Annotated in this window: 17 protein-coding genes and 3 pseudogenes; all 20 read left to right on the top strand. The window is 54.5% G+C overall.

The features are described 5' to 3' along the window. Positions 1–366: 366 nt before the first annotated feature. The 20 genes and pseudogenes from OMP38_RS13785 to OMP38_RS13700 all read left to right on the top strand — a co-directional run bounded on the left by OMP38_RS13785 (position 367) and on the right by OMP38_RS13700 (position 20,113). Complete coding sequence (locus tag OMP38_RS13785; protein WP_277565660.1) at positions 367–1,293, top strand: alpha-amylase family glycosyl hydrolase; 927 nt, start codon at positions 367–369, stop codon at positions 1,291–1,293. After that, positions 1,232–3,715, top strand: a complete 2,484-nt coding sequence (locus tag OMP38_RS13780; RefSeq protein WP_277565659.1) for an InlB B-repeat-containing protein — start codon at positions 1,232–1,234, stop codon at positions 3,713–3,715. The genes OMP38_RS13785 and OMP38_RS13780 overlap by 62 nt, the downstream gene beginning before the upstream one ends. Continuing rightward, positions 3,672–5,342, top strand: a complete 1,671-nt coding sequence (locus OMP38_RS13775) for an S-layer homology domain-containing protein (protein WP_277565658.1) — start codon at positions 3,672–3,674, stop codon at positions 5,340–5,342. Before OMP38_RS13780 ends, OMP38_RS13775 begins: the two co-directional genes overlap by 44 nt. A 108-nt stretch (positions 5,343–5,450) precedes the next feature. Beyond that, complete coding sequence (locus tag OMP38_RS13770; RefSeq protein ID WP_277565657.1) at positions 5,451–5,891, top strand: hypothetical protein; 441 nt, start codon at positions 5,451–5,453, stop codon at positions 5,889–5,891. Beyond that, complete coding sequence (locus OMP38_RS13765; protein ID WP_277565656.1) at positions 5,860–6,885, top strand: sensor histidine kinase; 1,026 nt, start codon at positions 5,860–5,862, stop codon at positions 6,883–6,885. Before OMP38_RS13770 ends, OMP38_RS13765 begins: the two co-directional genes overlap by 32 nt. Beyond that, on the top strand, positions 6,842–7,192 hold the full coding sequence (locus OMP38_RS13760) for a sensor histidine kinase (RefSeq protein WP_277565655.1): 351 nt from the start codon (positions 6,842–6,844) through the stop codon (positions 7,190–7,192). Before OMP38_RS13765 ends, OMP38_RS13760 begins: the two co-directional genes overlap by 44 nt. Positions 7,193–7,333: 141 nt before the next feature. Then, positions 7,334–7,855, top strand: coding sequence for a response regulator (locus OMP38_RS35845; RefSeq protein WP_420869649.1), 522 nt, complete (start codon positions 7,334–7,336; stop codon positions 7,853–7,855). 40 nt (positions 7,856–7,895) lie between these two features. Beyond that, entirely contained in the window at positions 7,896–8,546 is a 651-nt protein-coding gene (locus OMP38_RS35840) for a helix-turn-helix domain-containing protein (RefSeq protein ID WP_420869648.1), read from the top strand. 191 nt (positions 8,547–8,737) lie between these two features. Continuing rightward, positions 8,738–10,246 (top strand): extracellular solute-binding protein, encoded by a 1,509-nt coding sequence (locus OMP38_RS13750; protein ID WP_277565654.1) that lies wholly within the window; start codon positions 8,738–8,740, stop codon positions 10,244–10,246. 71 nt (positions 10,247–10,317) lie between these two features. Continuing rightward, entirely contained in the window at positions 10,318–10,476 is a 159-nt protein-coding gene (locus OMP38_RS13745; protein WP_277565653.1) for a hypothetical protein, read from the top strand. A 64-nt stretch (positions 10,477–10,540) separates the two neighbouring features. Next, positions 10,541–11,432, top strand: a pseudogene (locus OMP38_RS13740) (ABC transporter permease). Positions 11,433–11,450: 18 nt separating this feature from the next. Beyond that, positions 11,451–12,335, top strand: coding sequence for a carbohydrate ABC transporter permease (locus OMP38_RS13735; protein ID WP_277566809.1), 885 nt, complete (start codon positions 11,451–11,453; stop codon positions 12,333–12,335). A 48-nt stretch (positions 12,336–12,383) separates the two neighbouring features. Continuing rightward, positions 12,384–12,623 carry a hypothetical protein gene (locus OMP38_RS13730; RefSeq protein WP_277565652.1) on the top strand — a complete coding sequence of 80 codons (240 nt, stop codon included), beginning with the start codon at positions 12,384–12,386 and terminating at the stop codon, positions 12,621–12,623. Beyond that, a pseudogene (locus OMP38_RS13725) lies at positions 12,598–13,410 on the top strand (TIM-barrel domain-containing protein); the annotation flags it as partial. The gene OMP38_RS13730 and the pseudogene OMP38_RS13725, both read left to right, overlap by 26 nt. Before the next feature lie 64 nt (positions 13,411–13,474). Then, positions 13,475–14,815 carry a glycoside hydrolase family 31 protein gene (locus OMP38_RS13720; protein WP_420869647.1) on the top strand — a complete coding sequence of 447 codons (1,341 nt, stop codon included), beginning with the start codon at positions 13,475–13,477 and terminating at the stop codon, positions 14,813–14,815. A 202-nt stretch (positions 14,816–15,017) separates the two neighbouring features. Further along, positions 15,018–15,869, top strand: a complete 852-nt coding sequence (locus OMP38_RS13715; RefSeq protein ID WP_277565651.1) for a GNAT family N-acetyltransferase — start codon at positions 15,018–15,020, stop codon at positions 15,867–15,869. A gap of 45 nt (positions 15,870–15,914) precedes the next feature. Continuing rightward, complete coding sequence (locus OMP38_RS13710; protein ID WP_277565650.1) at positions 15,915–16,742, top strand: hypothetical protein; 828 nt, start codon at positions 15,915–15,917, stop codon at positions 16,740–16,742. Then, a complete protein-coding gene (locus OMP38_RS13705; protein WP_277565649.1) occupies positions 16,739–17,305 on the top strand; it encodes a hypothetical protein in 567 nt (188 codons plus the stop codon). The genes OMP38_RS13710 and OMP38_RS13705 overlap by 4 nt, the downstream gene beginning before the upstream one ends. Positions 17,306–17,535: 230 nt before the next feature. Next, positions 17,536–17,763 (top strand): annotated as a pseudogene (locus OMP38_RS35835) (fibronectin type III domain-containing protein); the annotation flags it as partial. 103 nt (positions 17,764–17,866) lie between these two features. Beyond that, complete coding sequence (locus OMP38_RS13700; protein ID WP_277565648.1) at positions 17,867–20,113, top strand: right-handed parallel beta-helix repeat-containing protein; 2,247 nt, start codon at positions 17,867–17,869, stop codon at positions 20,111–20,113. The last annotated feature ends 2 nt before the right edge of the window (positions 20,114–20,115 follow it).

The following is a 20,115-nucleotide window of genomic DNA, read 5'->3' as shown; positions in this document are numbered from 1 at the left end:
TTTACTTCAACTTGCACAGGGAGCAGGCCTTCGCGGCGCTGCTCCCTGTTCTGGCTTGGATCGTGTGAAAGGGAGCGGGTCGTAATTTTTTTATCCGCAAAAATAGGAGAGAAAGCTTGACAGACTTCATAGTACCGGAAAGTTACAAATCTATTTTAGGCATTTCGAAATTTAGATCGAGGCGTGAGTTGTCTGCGCAAACCGTCGAGGTTAGGTATTCCAATGAAAAGAGGATAGAAACATTTCGCATGGCTGTATTGTAATCGCTTAATATTCGTCCACATTCGCAATCGATCTCTACCTCGAAAAAAAAACGGAGGTGATATATTAACGGGGCAATATAAAAAGATTGGAAGGGGAATTGATTTGAACAGGAGATGGAATAAAGTTTTGGCGCATGTGCTGATCTGGTGCATGGCCGTCGTTTCGTTCCCGTTTGTCACGGCTTCAAATCCGGTTTATGCAGAAGAGCCGATAGAAGCGCCGGTCGCGAAGGCGGCTGCGACAACAGGCAACGCCACCCCGGAACGCATCCGGGACGGCGTTATTTTGCACGCCTTTGACTGGAATTTGAGCGTCATACAGGAGAATCTGCAGGCAATCGCCGACGCAGGCTACACGGCGATTCAGACGTCGCCGATCATGGGCAGCTCCACCGGGGGGACCGGCTGGGCTTCGTCCTATTCGCCCCGCAATATGGTCGCCGGCGGCAACGGCAATAAATTCGGCGACAGGGACGCGTTCGTCAGCCTGACCTCCGCCGCCAACGCGCTCGGCATCAAGGTCGTCGTCGACGTGATACCGAACCATATGGGCTCCGCAGCCAACTCGGATGCCCCGTGGAATGACAGTACCTACTTCCACAATGTGACCGGCAACGTAGGTTACAACGACCGTTTCCTGCTGACCCAGCCGGAGATGATTAGCGGGCTAAGGGATCTGGACACGCACGCCAAGTTCGTTCAAGACGCCTACATCGCTTACTTGAAGGACATCATCGACGCCGGCGCGAGCGGTTTCCGCTATGACGCCATCAAGCATATCGAGCTGGACGACGACGCGCCCTCCCCGGCGAGCATCGCGGCGGGCGCTGCGAATCCGAGATATACCGACGGAAAATTCGCCAGCGATTACGTGAAAAACGTGACCGGCGCCGTCAAGGCCTACCTGGAGGCGAAAGGCAAGGTCAACTTCCAGTACGGCGAAGTGCTTCAAGGGGGGAGACCCCAACATGGACAGGATGCAAGGCTATGCCAAGTATGTCGACCTGACCGCCTCCAAGTACGGGCATGATGTACGCGGCGTCCTCGAGGTAGGGGATATCGGTCGTCTCGACAAATGGGCGGATTACGGCGCCGAGGGCCTGACGGCCGACCGGCTGGTGCCTTGGGTAGAATCCCACGACACCTACAACAATGAAGGCGAGTCCCTGAGCTTCAGCCCCAAGCAGATCCGACAGGGCTGGGCGATGATCGCCGCCCGGAAAGACGCTTCGCCTCTCTTCTTCGCCCGTAACGTCAATGCCGACGGCACGCAGCGAGCCAACGTGCGGACTGCGGACAACGTCGCCAACAGCAAGCCTCAATGGACGCATCCCGAGGTCGTGGCCGTCAACAAGTTCCACAACGCGATGGCCGGGCGGGACGAGAATCTGGTAAGTCTCGGCAACACGGCCGTCATGATCGAGCGCGGCACGACCGCGGCGGGCGGCGGCGCGGTGCTGGTCAACACCAGCAAGACCGACCGCGTGCTGGGCAGCGTGCCCGTGAAGTTCCTGAAGGACGGCTTCTATGTGAACGTGCTGAACCCGAGCAACATATTCACCGTAGCGAACGGCAGAATAAGCGGGACCCTTCCCGGCAACCCTGCCAAAGTATCGAATACGGACACTAATCCGAACGCCGGCCTTGTCGTGCTGATGGAACGGGAGAGCGCAGCGCCCGCCATTCTGGCCGCCTTGCCGAGCGACGACGATGTCATCGCGGGCAACAGCTTTACGGGCAATCAGCTGAAGCTCAGGCTGTCGGCGGTCAATGTGACCGAAGCCATGTATGCCGTCAACAACGGCGTCGCCGCGAGCTTTGCCAACGACGACACCATCACCGTGAGCGGCAATTACAACGATCCCATCACCGTGACGTTGATGGGCAGGGCGGCCGGAGGCAACTGGATGACCCGGGAATTCACCTACACAAGGGTAGAACCCGAAAAAGCGCCCGCGCCTCCGGTCGCGGAGCCGACGCACGTCAACGTTTATTTCTCCATCAACCGTCATGCGAACTACCAGGCGTGGGGCACCTACACCTACGGCGTAAGGGCTTATACATTTAATCCCGAACTGTTCGGCGGATGGCCCGGCGGCACGATGACGAGAATGAAATACAACGGCGCCGACACCCATTGGTACATGATTAAAATGCCGCGGGCTGCCGTCGGCGGAATCATCTTCAACACCCGCACCAACGCGGACGTTCAACAGCAATCCAATCAACCGGCGATCACCGCCTCCATGCTTAACAATGAGCAGTTGTATTTCTATGGTACCAGCAATACGCTGACGAACTATAACATCAACGGCTCGTCCGATACCGGCAACAACGCACGCGCCAACTGGGACACGGCGTTTGCCGCAGGCAACAACATCGGCTATGCGGCCAGCGGCGTATTCCCGCCGGGACGCAACGGCGTGATGTTCGACACGTCGGGCGGCAGCGCGGTCGCCAATCAATACGTCCGGGACGGCGCAAAAGCGACCCGGCCGGCGACCGATCCGACGCGCGGCGGTTACCTGTTCGACGGAAAATGGTACACCGATGCGGCGATGACGCAGGTATACGACTTCGACAAGCCGGTGGTCAACACCCTCGGCGAAGATCAAATTTACGCCATGACGCTTTATGCCGGATGGATCAAGCTGGATGCGGACAAAGCCTTGGTCGATTTCAATGTCCAGGGCGGCAGCCCGGTCATGTCCGTTGCCAACGTCGTATACGGCACGAAGATCGCGGCGCCGCAGCCGCCGGTCCGGAACGGCTATACGTTCGGCGGATGGTACAAGGACGCGGAGTTCAAGAACGAATGGAACTTCGGCACGGATACGGTGGCGGCGTCGACGACGCTGTTCGCCAAGTGGAACCTGGTATCCTACGCGATCGCTTATAGGGACGGCTCAGCATCCGCCGTCATGCCGGGCACCGAACCGGCTGCCTATTCGATCGTCACCCCGACGCTCGACCTGATCGCGCCGAGCCCGAAGGATGGTTATACTTTCGTTGGCTGGTTCACCGATCCGCAATTCAAGCCAAGCTCCAGGCTTAACAGCATCGCGGAAGGCTCCGTGGGCGATCTGACGCTGTACGCCCGCTTCGATGCGAACCGCTACAATGTCGCGCTGGATCCGCAGAGCGGATCGGGCGGCACGACAAGCGTATCGGTCTCCCATGGCGGCAAGCTGCCGATTGGCATCGCCACGCCGGAAAGAGCCGGCTACGTGTTCAGAGGCTACTATGAAAACACGGACGGAAAAGGCCAGCAGTACTACAACAGCAACGGCGGCCGCGTGTTCGAGGGCAACTGGTCGACCGCGTCCGTCACCAGTCTTAACGCGCACTGGGTGCTCCAGGGGGGATCTGGACGCCGAAGCGGTAACGGCTGCGGTCGCGGCGCTCGAAGTGGGCTACGCCGAGGGCGACGATGCGGCGCTTGTCACGGATAACGTGACGCTGCCGACGACGGCAGCGGGCGATGTCGCCGTCTCCTGGTCGAGCGACAAGCCGGAGGTCATCAGTGCGGCGGGCGCAGTCGTTCGTCCGGCGGCAGGCGAACCGGACGCTGCCGTGGTCCTGACCGCGACGTTGACGAAGGGCGAAGCGACCGACAAGAAAACCTTCGCGGTCGTCGTCAAGTCGATGACGATCGAAGACCGGACGGCGCTCCGCCAGGCGATCGACGCAGCGCAAGCTTTGCTGGACGGGGCGGTCGAGGGCGCAAACCCGGGACAGTATCCGGCAGGCTCCAAGGCTGCGCTGCAAGCAGCCGTCGCTGCGGCTGAAGCGGCATACGGCAATTCGGCCGCTACGGCGCAGCAACTGGACGATGCGCTGGCATCGCTGGCATCGGCGGCGGATGCGTTCAAGAAGGCCGTCATTACGCAAGGTCCGGTCATCGTACCTGATCCGGCAACGCCGACGCCAACGCCAACGCAAACGCCAAAGCCGACACCGACGCCGGCCGACGGCAACAAAGTCGTTACGACCTTTAATGACGAAGATCTGAAGCGGTTAAGCGGGGATCTGGTTCTCAGCGCAGCGAAGGACGCGACGCGGGTTCTGCTTCCGATCCGGGCTGCCGACCTGACCGGCAACAAACCGATCCGGATCCAGTTTAACGCCATCTCCATCGAGCTCCCTGCAGAAGTGCTCAGCGAAGCGCAATCGAGCGCGGCAGGTCAGCCGACGGACAAAACGAGGATTGCGCTGGAGGCTGCGCCAGTCTCGCAAGCGAGAGCGGAGCCAATCCAAAATGCCGGTCTTCTGAACCGCGCTGCCGTCCAGGTAGTCGGACAAATGTACGAATTCTCGCTGTCCGTCACGACCGAAGGCAACGAAGCGAAGAAGATCAGCGAATTCGCAAAGCCGCTTACGCTTCGGTTCGCGCTGGAGGGAGCCGTCAATCCGGATCTGACGGGCGTCTACTTCATCGGCGGCCAAAATGAGCTTCAGTACGCGGGCGGCAAGATCGAAAACAACGTCATTACCGCGCAGGTCCGTCATTTCAGCACCTATGCCGTACTAGAAATCAACAAGCGCTTCAACGACGTAAGCGAATCGAACTGGGCTTCTCCGGCCATCAAGTCGCTGGCCGCGAAGCAAATCGTAAACGGAACGACGGAGACGGAATACACACCGAATCGTTCCGTGTCGAGAGCGGAATTCGCGGCTTTGCTGACGAGATCGCTCGGACTCCAATCGACGGGCTCGAATCCGTTCAACGATGTCAAGAGCGATGCATGGTATGCGGACGCAGTGACGGCCGTATACGAAGCGGGAATCGTAACCGGCCGCGACCCGCAGACGTTTGAACCGGCCAAGACGATTACCAGGCAAGAGGCTGCCGTGATGCTGATGCGCGCCTATGCGTTCCAAAGCGGGAGCCGCGACGTTCCGGCGGCAGGCACCGTCTTCTCGGATCAGGCAAACATCAGCGCATGGGCTCAGGATGCCGTGTCGCAGGCGAGTGCGCTGGGTCTCCTGAAGGGCAAAGGCGCTAACGTCTTCATGCCGCAGACTTCCCTGACGCGGGCAGAAGCCGCACAAATCGTCTACGCGCTTTTGAATAGCTAATGATTGCAGCCATAAACCCTAATGCCGAAAGGTACGGGGTTTATGGCTTGCTTATCATTCCATATTCGCAATCCGTGATAATATAAGGGAAGATCGGGAGGGAAGATAGTGAAATTAGGTTTTGCATCCAAGCGCTTTCGGCAATTCACGTTTAAACACCGGATTATTTCTATATTTTTCCTGATCGTTCTGATCCCCTTCGTTTGTCTGGGATTGGCTTCGCTCTTTACCATCAATTCGATCCTCGTCAATAAGGTCGGGACCTCCCTGCAGAGCAACCTGAAGCAAGATTTGCTGATTTTGGACAATACGTTAAACAACCTGAATCACGTATCCCAGCAGCTCGCATTCGGCGGAGGAACGAACCGGATCCTGGAGCAGCTGCAGGAAGAGACGAGCCGATTCGAGATTATAAGACTTCGGAACGAGATGAAATACGAGCTGAACGTCGTTACCTTTTCAAACCCGAATGTCGGCTTGACGCTATATTATAATCAGGATACCGGCGAATACGATTTTGAAAATTTTATGGTGCGAGAATCTTTTTGACCCGAAGTTGCTTCCAATTATGGAAAGCTATCCGGAAATCACTTATTTCGGTCCGCATAAAAGCTATAATAGATCGTCGAACCAGTTGGTTTTCAGCATCATGCGCAAGGTAAACGTGGCTAATCAGGACATTTACTTGTACGTGGAGACAGGCTTCAATACGGCTCAGAAGCTATTGCAATCCAAACCCTCGGATAGCAGGTCGCGCGAGCTCCTCATTCTTAATAATGACGGCAAAATTACGTATACCCAGGATGAAACGCATTTTCCGCTAAACAGCTTATTTCCTGCGAGCGACAAAAAAGCGGCGTCGGGCGTATATGGACACGCCGTATGGCATAAAGAAACGAGCAACCAGGGCTGGAGTCTCGTGTCGGTCGTGCCCGAGAAGGAATTGAACCGGGAGAAAAACCAGTGGTTTTTGCAAATCGCGTTATATTTCTTATTATTCGAATTGGCCGCGATCGGTCTCGCCGTATTTTTGTCGAGAATGGTCTACAAGCCGCTTGAACGATTCAACATGGAGATCAAAAATTTGGTGCAATCCAATGCCAAGGATAATACCGAATTAACGAATATACCAGAATTCGATTATCTCCTCTTCAAGATTCGCGTAATGAAGAAGAAGGTATGGGAGCTGTACGGGGAAATCGAACAGAAAGAAAAGAGAAGAGCGGATTTAGAGGTTGAAAAACTGTTGTATCAGATCAATCCGCATTTTCTGATGAATACGCTCGACACCGTGCATTGGCTGGCGATGATGAACGGGCAGGAGGAAATCGACAAACTGACACTCTCCCTCAACAAACTGCTGCAATATAATTTGGGGAAAATGGGCGGGGGGAACGACGATCCAAGGCGAGATCGAAGCGCTGAAGGAGTATTTGCAGCTTCAGAAAATCAGGTACGACTTCCAGTTCGATGTCGATATCGACGTGGACGAGGAGGCGATGCAGCTGGAGATCCCGCGGTTCATCCTTCAGCCGTTGGTTGAAAACGCGCTCTATCACGGCGTTAGCGACGACGGTTACGTTCATGTCGATATTCGGTTAAATGAAGAGCTGGAAATTAAAGTACAAGACAATGGGGTCGGGATGACGCCGGAGAAAATCCGGCAGCTGCTGAACGACGATCCTCTCGACGGGCAGAAGGTAGGGATGGGTATCGGCATGAAGTACGTCATCCGCATACTGGAATCAAACTATGGAGACCGGGCGAAGTTTACGATTAAGAGCGAGATCGGCAACGGCACGACCGTTTCCCTAAGCTTGCCTGTTTATAGAGGTGAACACCCATCATGATTCGCGTCCTGGTTGTCGACGATGAAAAAATGGTTCGAATCGGTCTGGTCAACTTCATGCCTTGGAAGGAATTCGGAATGGAAGTCGTAGGGGGAAGCCAACAATGGCGAGAATGCGCTGAAGTTTATCGAGAATAACAAGGTGGATTTGCTGCTGACGGACCTATCGATGCCTGTCATGTCGGGCATCGAGTTAATGAAGGAAGTAAGCAAGCATCACCCGCATATTCAAACGGTCGTGTTGACGCTACATACCGATTTCGAATACGTACAGGAGGCGCTGCGGCTCGGCGCCATCGATTATATTGCCAAAACGCAGCTCGAGAAAGAGCAATTCGAGGATGTGCTGGGGAGAATCGCTTCTTTATTGGATAAGAAAAAGCTAGGCGTCCAACAAACGGAAAAAACGCAAGTCGATCGGGTTTATGTCGTTTATACGCTGAATCAGCATGGCGACGATCCGAAATGGGACGCCTCCTTGCCCCAAGACGCCGTTGAGGTCGAGATGGGGGTATGGTACTGGCACGATGTGCCCGCGGGCGCTTGGACATCGAGCGCCGGGCATGCCCTCGTTTGCATTCGCGACCTGAAGGAGCTGGACCGCAAAGCGATCGTGCAGCTCATTCGAACTTATCGCAGAAACGGTTTTTTTTTACGATTATGATCCGGCGCAGGCGCTTCTTGATATCGGGCGGGACGAGATCGTGAACATCGGGAAGGACAGCGGTCATGATCTGAATGAATTGAAAAGAAGATGGCTGTCCCCGGATTGGCTTTACGACGACCGTATTTTCGAGCAGATGCTTCAGGACCTGAAGGACGTCAAGCTTCCGCCGATTCGATTGACCCGATTGTTTTTCTCGCTGACGGACGAATGGAACCGGCTATACGGGCAGGCAATGGGAAGCCTTGTCGCGATGGAGGATTCGTTTCATTGCTTCTTGCAATTTCAGGAGTGGCTATGCTGCGCAAGGGATGCGATCCGGCAGGCGAATATTAAGCCGCAGTTTTCCCTCGAGATTCAGAACAGCATCGCGAAGGCGACGAACTTGGCCCAAACGATGATGAGCCAATCTTTGACGGCAGGCGAAATGGCGCAAATGGTCAATATGAGCAGCAGCTATTTCAGCCAATGCTTCAAACAGATCGTAGGTAAAACGTACACCGATTATTTAAGGGATATCCGCATGGAGCGGGCCAAGCATTACTTAATGAACACGACCAGGACGATCCAATGGATCGCGGAACAAGTCGGCTATAACGACGATAAATATTTTAGCCGTCTATTTCGAGAGCACGTCGGCGTGCTTCCAAGCGATTATCGACAAGCGAGCATGCACGACAGGCACAGCTGAAGCAGGCGCAAACGAAGTAGAAATTCGTCCGAAAACAGGTTAGACAGTTTTCGGACGAATTTTTTATTTTCATCATCTTCATCGGATTGTCATCCTCATTGGCAAGGATCTTCTAACGCGGCCAATGCGCATGACAAACTATAATTAACCTGCAAGGATGCGAAGTGAATAAACCATCTGGGGGAAAGAAAATGAACAAGAGTTTCAAGACCTTGGCAGTTGGTCTGACCGTTGCATTCACCTTGGGCGCATGCGCAAGCAACAACGCGAACAATAACGCGGCCAACAGCGCAAGCCCTGCAGCAAGCAGCAGCGCGAGCGGTACCGCGAGTGGTTCCGCGAGTGGTTCCGCGAGTGGTTCCGCACAAACGGATGCGGCCGTCGATCCATTGGGCAAATTCCCTGAACCGGTCGAAGTATCGCTAGGCAGAAGCGTCGATCCTACCTACAAATACGAAGGCGAAGACACTGCCGAGGACAACGTGTATACGCGTTGGCTCAAGGATTCCTACAACATCGTAGTTAAACACGAATGGGAAGCGGCTCCGGCCGATTACGGTCAAAAAGTAAGCTTGGCGATCGCAAGCAATAACCTGCCGGATGCGATGCTCGTCAACGAAACGCAACTGAGACAAATGGTGAAGGCCGGCCAGCTAGCCGACTTGACGGATGTCTATGACAAGTACGGCGCAGAACGGCTGAAGCAGATCTACAAGACGAACCCCGGGCTTCTTGAAGGCGTAACGTTCGACGGCAAGCTGTACGCGCTGCCTGAGACGACGCTGCCTTCGGCGCCGATGACCTGGATTCGCAAGGACTGGCTCGACAAGCTCGGACTCGAAGCGCCGAAGTCGCTGCAGGATCTCGAGAATATTGCCAAAGCCTTCAAGGATAACAAGATGGGCGGGGAAAACACGCTTGGTATCGTAGGCACGCAGCAAGGCGGTTCGCTGTATTCCACGTTCCTGTCGTCCGGCGACCACTTCATGAACTTCTCTCCGTTGTTCTTTGCCAACGACGCCTATCCAGGCATTTGGGTGAAGGATGACAGCGGCAACGCGGTGTATGGCTCTACGACGGCCGAGACCAAGAAAACATTGACACTGATGCGGGACTGGTACGCCAAAGGAATCCTCGACAAAGAAATCGGCCTGAGAAAGAGCACGAAAGAAGCGCTGACGAGCGGGCAAGCGGGCATCTTCTTCGGACCATGGTGGTCGCCGTACGATCTGCAGGACGCAATCAAGAGCAATCCGGATGCCAACTGGAGACCTTATGCCGCGCCGCTTGACGATGCGGGCGTATTCAACTCCAACCAGGCGACGGGCAGCAACTTCATCGTCGTCAACAAAAAATACGAGCATCCGGAAGCCATTATTAGAATGCTGAATCTGCACGTGTCCGAAAAAGCCGACAGCTATAAAACGGCCGTAGGCAAAGAAATGACCTCTCAGGAAATTCCGCTGTTCCTGATCATGGGCTTCGGCGATCAGCTGCAATACGCGGTAAAAACGACGCAAAAGGTGCTTACGGGCGAAATGAAGCTGGAGGAAGTCGACAAAGTGAACTACGGCTTCACCTACGAGCTTGCCTCGCACGTTAAAAACATTAAAAAAAGAGCCGTTCGACAACTACGATATTCAATACTGGGATCAAAAAAACGGATCCGGATTTCTTCGCCCACGTCTATGCGCATCTGAACGGCGGATCTACGTTCGTCGACGCAAACGTCAACTACGTGAAGAGCATCGCCACGGCGCAAACGAAAACGATGCAAACGAAGTGGACCAACCTGAAGAAGCTGGAAGACGAGACCTTCCTGAAAATCATTATGGGCGTCGCTCCGGTGGACGAATTCGATACCTTCGTCAAGAAGTGGAAGCAGCAAGGCGGAGACGAAATTACCGCGGAAGTCAACGAACTGAAATAAAGGATCGTGATCAAGGCGAGTGGCAGCTTCACTCGCCTTGATGATCCTGTTAAGGAGAATGAATATGCTTGAGCGAGGCGTTTCTAAACATTATTTTTTTGATGCTCCTCCCCGGACTGATATGGCTCGCGCTTTATAACCTGCTTCCTATGTATGGCGTGTTGATGGCCTTTAAGGACTTTAATCCGGGACTAGGCCTATTCAAGTCGGAATGGATCGGTCTGGATAACTTCGAGTACATGTTCCAGCTCGACGACAGCAAAGTCATATTCAAAAATACGATCGTGATCGCGCTGTTTAAAATGCTCGGCAACCTGATCGTTCCTTTCGTTTTTGCGCTTATGTTAAATGAAGTGAAGAACAGGCTGTTTACCCGTTCGGTTCAAACGATCGTGTACTTGCCTCACTTTTTGTCTTGGGTTATCATCGCAGGGATTATGCTGGATATCTTTTCCTACTCCGGCCCGATTAATCAGGTTCTCTCCCTCTTCGGCGCGGAGCCGATGCTGTTTTTCGCGAATCCTACCCTATTTCCTTGGATGGTTGTTTTCAGCGACATTTGGAAGGAATTCGGATTTGCGGCGATCATTTTCTTTGCGGCTTTAACCTCCATCAACCCTGAAATGTACGAAGCGGCTGCCATTGACGGCGCATCCCAGTTTAAACGGTTGACGCGTATTACGCTTCCGAGTATTTTACCGGTCGCCGTTCTGCTTGGTACGCTTAGTCTCGGGAATATTCTAAATGCCGGATTCGATCAAATATTCAATCTGTACAATCCAACGGTATATTCAACCGGCGATATTATCGACACCTGGGTTTATCGGGCGGGTCTCATCGATATGCAATACGGACTTGCGACGGCGGTCGGCTTGCTTAAATCGGTCGTGGGCTTGGTTCTCATCTCGGTTTCTTACACGCTCGCTTACCGTTTTGCGAACTACAGAATTTTCTAAGAGAAAGACGTGATCACAATGGTAGAGGATCGTTCCGCTGTCGCCAGACTGTTTAACGGAGTCAATAAAGTTCTGCTGATCGTAATCACGCTTCTATGCATCCTGCCTGTCTGGTATACGCTCGTCATATCCCTGAGCGACAGAGCGGCCGTAGCGGGCGGCGACGTGTTTTTTTGGCCCCAGGGCTTAACGTTCAATTCGTACGCAACCATCATCGAGGACGGGCAGTTTTTCAAGTCGTTCTTCATCTCGGTAGAGCGCGTCGTCCTCGGGGCGATCATTGCTTTTTTCGTCGTGCTGCTCATGGCCTATCCACTATCGAAGACCGCTAAGGAATTCAAGCCTAGAAATATCCTCATGTGGCTATTAATCTTTTGCATGCTGTTCAGCGGCGGCCTGGTGCCTTGGTACATGACGATGAAGTCGCTGGGCATGATCAACAACATTTGGGGATTGGTGCTGGGAGGCGGGCTGCCTGTCTTTAACGTCATTCTCGTCATGAACTTCTTCCGAAACCTGCCGAAGGAAATGGAAGAATCCGCTTTGATCGACGGCGCGGGCCCGTGGCGCATCCTGTTCGGCATTTTCCTGCCGCTTTCTACGCCGGTCATGGCGACGATCCTCGTATTTACGATCGTCGGACATTGGAATGAGTTTTTCCAGGCGCTTGTGTTAATGACGAAAAACGAAAATTATCCGCTGCAATCGTACATCCGTCAAGTCACGATCGTGCTTAATCCTGCCAAAATCGATGCGGAATCGGCCAAGCGGCTTGCGACCATGTCGAACCAGACCTTGAATGCGGCGAAAATCTTCATTTCCATGCTGCCGCTGCTCATGATTTATCCTTTCTTCCAAAAGTACTTCGTAAAAGGAATCACGCTTGGTTCGGTTAAAGGCTGACGGTGAATTTGTTCATTTATTGATCAGAAGGAATAGGAGATAAATCACTTGCAAACTAGCGAAACGATCCATCCCGATAAAATCGAACATCAGGAAGCGCCCAAAGTTGATTGGCACGTCGGCGCGATCCAGTCGGTACAAAGCGAGCAGGGCGTATATGTATTCCGCGGCGCACACGCGTCGATTATGCTGCAGCCGGTCAACGATCATGTGGTTCGCGTAAAGCTGCTGCTGGATCATGCGCTCGATTTGAAGTCGACGATTGCAGTTCAAAAAAGAGGCTTATAACGCAGTTGACGCGCGGTTGGATGAGGAGCCGGAACAGTATAAGCTGGTGCTGCCGGCGCTAACGGCGGTCGTGCATAAACCGGATGCCCGAATCGATTTTTACGATGCGGAAGGCGAACTGATCTCCCGGGAAAAAGAGCTGTACAGGGCGGGACGGGGCGAGTACGGCTTCCGAAGAGCGATGGTGGCAGACTCTCATATTTACGGCCTGGGGAGAAGACGAGCTTTCTGGATAAAAAAAGGCGAGAAGTACGACATGTGGAATTCGGATGTCTTCGATCCCCATGTGCCTGAGATCGAATGCTTGTATGTATCCATTCCTTTTTTCATTCATTTCCGCTACGACCGGCCTGCTTACGGCATTTTCCTCGATAATCCGGGACGTTCCACGTTCGATATGCACACGAGCGATATTGCTTACACGGTCCAGGTCCATGCGGGCACGATCGATTATTATTTTGTTTACGGACCTGAGTTGAAGGATGTCGTACGGCGGTACAGCGGCTTGACGGGGCGAATGGATCTTCCGCCCGCATGGGCCATCGGGTATCATCAGTCCCGCTACAGCTATATGAACCAGGAAGAAGTCATGACGCTGGCAAGGAACTTCCGAAGCAAGAACATCCCTTGCGACGTGATTTACCTGGACATTCATTATATGGACGAGTACCGCGTGTTCACGTTCGACCCGGTGCGTTTCCCGAATCCGAAAAAGATGATCAACGAGCTGGGCGAGATGGGCATCAAGATCGTTCCGATCGTAGACCCGGGCGTCAAAAAAGGATCCGGAATACGCGCCTTATATCGAAGGAACGAAAAACGATTATTTCTGCCGCAAGCTGGAAGGCGAAGTGTTCATCGGCAACGTATGGCCGGGAGCGAGCGCATTCCCCGACTTCACGGAAGATCAGGTACGTTCCTGGTGGGGAGAGCAGCACCGTTATTATACGGAGCTCGGCATCCACGGCATTTGGAACGACATGAACGAGCCGGCCGTGTTCAACGCCTCGAAAACGATGGACCTGGACGTCGTCCACGGCAACGACGGCGACATGAAGACGCACCGCGAGCTTCATAATCTGTACGGCATGCTGATGTCGATGGCGACCCAGCAAGGCTTGAAGCAGCAACTGGACGGAGAGCGTCCGTTCGTGCTGACGCGCGCAGGCTATGCGGGCGTACAAAAATACGCGGCGACGTGGACCGGGGATAATCGCAGCTTCTGGGAGCATCTGGCGATGGCAATCCCGATGGTGCTCAATCTCGGCTTATCCGGACAGCCGTTCGCCGGACCGGATATCGGCGGCTTCGCCCACAACGCGACGCCGGAGCTGCTGGCGCGTTGGACGCAAGCGGGCGTGTTCTTCCCTTACTGCCGCAACCACAGCGTGCTGGAGTCGATCCGACAGGAGCCATGGTCGTTCGGTTCGGAGGTTGAAGATATATGCCGCAAGTACATCCGCCTGCGCTATCGGCTGCTTCCTTACCTGTATACGCAATTTTATGAAGCGCATAAGACCGGACTGCCGATCATGCGCCCGCTCATTCTGGAGTACCCGAACGACCGCAGCGTCTTCAACCTGTGCGATCAGTTCCTGGTCGGAACGAGCTTGCTCGTCGCGCCTATTCTCCGTCCAAGCACGGAGTACCGCCCGGTTTATTTGCCGGCAGGAGAATGGATCGATTTTTGGACGGGCGAGCGCCACGAAGGCGGTCGCACGATATTAGCGCATGCGCCAATCGACGTACTGCCGCTGTACGTGAAGGCGGGAAGCATGGTGTCCGAGCTTGCGGAGGATCAGTGGAAGCCGGTCATGAACGAGCGGGCGACCGTTACGATAAGCGTATATGCCGGAGCGCCTGGGACCGAGTCTGCCGGGCGGTGGTATGAGGACGATGCGCGTACTTATGCCTACGAGAACGGCGGCTTCAACCTGCTGGAGTCGACGGCGGTATTTCATGAAGACAAGCTTTCCTTGAACCTGGCTTATGCGTCCAAAGGGATGAACGGCGATCGCGATCGGCTCCATCTTCAAGTGAAGTCGATGAATTTCGCGCCTGCGGCCGTTCGCACCGGACAGGCAAGCTTGGAGGAAGCCGGCGGCAGTTGGTCCTACGACGAAACGCTTCGGACGCTCAGCTTGCAAGTACCGAATTCGTTCGACAAGCTGGAGTTGGTCATACAAGGTTAATCCGACGAGAAAAAGCTCCGCCCTCAAGCTCCGCCCTCAGGCTCCGCCTGCCCGGCGGAGCTTTTGTCGTACGTACGTCCCGCTCGTATTCGTTATTTCGCGTTTTTCGCCGAAAAAGGGTTGACCGGTCAAAAAAAAGGCCTATTTGCGACGGGGAAGTGGTAAAATCAGGGGATAAACCTTGTTACTGGAGGGATCCCCTATGAACGGCTTACTGCCCTCGCTTGCGCTCATTCGCGATATCGAGGCTTCGGAGATCGCATTCATGACGGATCGCATGCTGGCGATTCAGGACAGACCGGGCAACCCCGAAGGCGTCGAGATCGCGCGCTTCGGGAATGCGACGAGTTTTTACAGCAAGACGATGCCTTGGCCTGCCTTTAACACGGTGAAAGGGCTCGTCGAGGCGGATGCGGATGCGATCGATTCGATCGTCGCTTTCTATCGAGAAAGGGGACGGGCCGTTCAATTCGAAGCGGTACCCGCTTTGGCGAGCCCGCTCGTTCTGAAGAAACTGACGGAAGCGGGATTTTATCCCTCCGGCATTCATACGTCTATGTATATGGAGCCCGAACGGCGAGAAGAAAGGCAGGAGGAGCCTGGAATCATTCATCATTCGGGCACCGGTGGGGGTTCGATCTCGATCGAGCCGCTTCAGGAGGATCAATTGGAGCTGTACGCGTCCGTTCATTGCAAAGGAACCGGACTGCCGGACGCGGGGATCCCGTCTGTCGCCGCGAACAACCGCGTGCTCTATGGCCGGCCGGGATGGCAGTTTTATCTCGCTTTTGCGGACGGTGTCGCCGCGGCGGCGGGCGTTCTCTTTATCCAAAACGACAAAGCCTCGTTCACCTTCGCGGCCGTGCTGCCGGCCTATCGGAACAAAGGGCTCCATCGGCTGCTCTTGGACAGGAGAATCGACGCGGCGCACCGGAACGGTTGCACGATCGCCGTAAGTCAGTGCGCGTATCTATCCCAAAGCCATCGGAATATGGAGCGGGCGGGAATGAGGCTCGGATATGTGAAGACGACTTGGACGCGGTTGGACGATTGAGGCAATAGGGAAATCGGGGAACAAGGGCACGAAAGGGGAGATCGTTTGCGAAAGGCATTCTTCGGATGGTCGATCGTCATTCTTATTATCGCAAGCTGGGCCTATAACATTCATTATCATCGAACGAACCGGTTGCCGGAAGGCCGTTTTTTATCGCATCTCATCGAGGTGTCCGATTCGCCAGGGGACTCGTTCATGCTGTATTACATCGCGAACAACGACGACAAGCGGCTGCCCGTATCGGTATCGATCGAGGGACTGCCCGCGTTGCAGTTTTATCCGACTTCCGTCTATATGACCTTTAGCAATCAGAAGCTGTATCGGTTGATCGGGCATTTCGATGCGGGCTCGGATGATCCGTCGTCCGCAGCGGCAGGGCCGCTCACGATCCATTCGGTCGACGTCTACTGTAGCGACGGCACGCTGGAGAAGTCGGATATCGGCGAAATGATCGTGTACCGGGAGGATATGGGGAGCGGCGGCCCGATTGCTCAATCCAGCGCTTCAGGGTCCACGGATGGCACAAATACGGCCACGTTCAGGGTGAACAAACCCGTCACGGCGAATGGATTTAGCTCCGCTTTTCTGAACGAACTCGGCTCAGCCTTTACGTATGAACTGTACTTCGGAACGGACGCGGCCGTCTTTCCGCGCGAGATCGAAGCTGGCACGCCGATATCGCTGATGGCAGCTTTTCCAGTACCCGCGAATTCGCAGCTTTACCTGCAGCCCGTAACGATGCGGCTCCGGCTTGAATATACGGATGAGGCGGGCATCAGCCGGGTTCAAATGATTCCGATGGAGCGGCATCCTTATCCGACGCAGGCCGCCATTCGCGAATACGTCAAAGCGCAGAGGAGGGCGGCGAAATGAGGACCGCTTGCTCGCAGATCGCCTGGGGATTCGGGCTGACGCTGTTCGATTTTCGGATTAACGGTTTTGACCTGCTGCCGGACGTCCTTGGATTTATTTTAATTTTGATCGGTCTCGCCAACATGCCGGACCGTCAGCGCGAATTCGGGATCGCCATGACGGCGGCGGCGGTTATGCTGGCGTTGTCGATCGCCGAGCTGGCGGGCGCGATGCCGGCGACCGTGACGATCTCGCAGTCGGATCGCTCGTATTCGCTGTCCGCGCTGTCCGCGATCGGACTTTCGACGCTATGTATGCTCGCGCTGCTGTACGGCATATGCGAGGGATTTGCGCGGACGGCCGCATCGATCGACCGTTTGGAATTGGCGCGGTCGTATCGCGCGGCATGGCAGCTTAGTCTCGCGATGGGCGTCATTATGCTGTTCGTTCTGCCGTTCGGGTTGAACGGTTCGATCGGTTTCTTGCCCGTCATGACGGTGCTTGCCGGCATAGGCCAATTCGCGGCGGGGATCTGGCTCATCGTGCTCGTTCGGAGATTCGGACGCGAGTACGCGGCGGCATAGCTGAGGGAGCAGAGGCCAAAATTTTGAGGTTATTCGCAAGACGATCGTCGTCGCCAGCTTCTTGCCGGCGGCAGGCATCGTCTTTTTTTTTTGCTCGGACGCATCGTTCTCCGGCAATCGGGTAGGGGCCGCTCTTGATATGATCATAAGGCCTGGTCCTTATGGTCGACGCATAACATACGATATACCCTAAGACGTGAATTTTGATCCATTGGGAGGGGGATCGTACGATGGCGGGAAGCACAAATTCTTTTGATCTGCCGGAGCCCACTAACCTATCGGCTAGGAGCGAAGGGGATTCCGTAGTTATTTCCTGGGAGGAAATTCAAAGCGAATACTTGACCGGTTATAACATTTTCGTCGATGGCGCGTTGCAAAACGCGGAGCCTGTCAAGGCGACCGAATTCGCGCTATCCGGCTTGGAGCGAGAAAAGTCCTACAAGGTAACGGTATCCGCCGTCTATCAGTCGCAACAGGAAGAAGGAATCGACGTATCGCCGGCAGTCGTTGCCGCCCCTGTCGTTATCAAGGGGGGTTCAAACAGTTGGAGGTCCGAGCGCCGTGTCTATACGTTGGGAAGCGGTAAGTTCCGCTCCATTGCAAGGATACAACGTCTACGTGAACGGACAGTTGGCGAATACGAAGCCGATTCAGAATACCGAGTTCAATGCGGCCGGATTAAATTATGGCACTGCCTACAGCTTCGAGGTCAAAGCCGTCGATCGGACCGGCAAGACGATCGCCTCGAGCGGGACAGTGCCGGGAACGCCTAGCCATTATCTCGTCGAGCTCTCCCGATGGAATATTCATAACGACGGCACGGACCCGGCCGGAACGACGGACGGCCTGAACCGAATGCTCGCTTGGGCGAGCGGCGAGCGTATTCAAGCGATATATGTTCCCGCCGGAACGTACCTGATCGCCAAGGACAAACAGATTAATATCGCAGCGAATATGCTGTGGGAGCTTGCGCAGAATGCGATCGTTCAAAAGGAGACGAATGGCAAGGAATCGTACAAGACGCTGTCGATCGGATACGGCGCAGACAATGTCACGATTAGGGGAGGGGCGTACAAAGGCGACCGCGAAACGCACGACTTCTCCGGCAAGGATAGCCCGAGCAGCCCCGGTACGCATGAGGGCGGGTACGGCATCGTTATCGAAGGGGCGCAAAACGTGACGATCGAGGGCGTGAAGGCGACGCAATTTACAGGCGACGGCCTCGTTATCGGCGGCGCGGCACAGATGGGATCGGATCTTTATGCGGGTAATTTCGAGTCGGGCGGGTTAAACGCGGCCGGCGCTCCCGTCGTTGACAAAAATAAAATTCGCACGGTCAAGATGTATTCGCTAACGAAGCCTCAATTCGTCGATCAAGGGTACTTTGAATTATCCAACTGGCGCAATGCCTCGTCATTCGAAATTTACTTTTATGACAACAAACAATTCTTTATCTCTAAAACAACCACCAAAGTAAGAGTCCGAATCGACATCCCTAAAGGTGCCGCTCAGATGCGGATCGTCATTAATCAACCAAGCGCCGCTGGCATCTATGGCGAGTATTGGCAACGACTTCAGGCGGGAAATACGGTCGTGCGCGATTCCGAGTTCGCTTTCAACCGACGCCAAGGCATTACGGTCGGGGGCGGCGACCGTACGTTAATCGAGAATAACCGGATTCACGATATGAACGGTACGGCACCGATGTCCGGCATCGACGTCGAGGGCGGGTTCGGCGAAAACGGATTCTGGAATAGCAACATTACGATTCGCGGAAACGAATTTTGGAATAACGCCCGCTATGATGTCATTCTATACGACGGACGCGGCGCTGTAATCGATAACAACCATTTGTCGTCGAAAGGAGCGATCGGTCTCGCCGTCTCTGCCAGCTTCGCGGGGGATACGGTGGCGAAGAACAATCATTTTGATGGTACGCGGATATTGGCTTACCACGACGTTCAATTGTTGAACAATAAAATGAACGATTCCTATATAAACGTTACGGGACCGAACATGATTATAGACGGATTGGACATCGTCAACGGGACGCTGAATACTTCAGCGGCGGCGGACGGGGATATCGCGGCATCCAACGTATCGATTACGATTGCGGACGATACGAAGGAAGGCGGTTTGTCCGTATACGGCACCGGAGCGACGATCTTCCGCAACGTCAAAATAACGGGGCCGTCCAAGCTGCGCTCGTTCGTCGGAGGATCCACGGCGGCCAATACGTTCGACCGATTGCAGGTTCTGAACTACAATTCGACTTACGGTGTGTCCCTTCCGGCTGGTACGTATACGGATTCTTCGTTTGAAGCGTCAGAGGGCGGACAAATGGGAGCGATCGGCATCAGTCTTCCGGCGAAATACGTTTTTGATCGCGTCAGGTTCAGAACCAATTCGACTTCCGGATCTGTCGGGATAATCGTTCAGCGGGCGGGAGCGGACGTCACGATCCGCAATTCGCAATTTGAAGTGCTGGGCGACAGCCAGCCGGTGTCGGTTCAGACGGCGGACCGTTTCGTTTTCGAAAATAACGTAGTCCAAGCGATGAACATGCAAAGAAAAACGTTGGAGCTAGTCAGAATCAACGACTACTGGGATCGCGGCAAACCTTACGACGTCCTCGCGTCAAGGATCGAGGGGAACGTCATCAATGCCAATATTGCGGTGATCGGCATTCAGACCGCATACGCCGGTATTGGGGCGCCGCCGTATACGATTCGGAACAATACGCTTAACAAAGCCGTCCTGTCTTTAAAAGCGAATGATATCATAAGCGGGAACATCGTCAATCCCTGAGT

The organism is Cohnella ginsengisoli (genome assembly GCF_029525555.1).
Lineage (GTDB): Bacteria > Bacillota > Bacilli > Paenibacillales > Paenibacillaceae > Cohnella > Cohnella ginsengisoli.
Note: the sequence above shows the minus strand (reverse complement) of the source record. Positions and strands in the feature narration are given on the sequence as shown.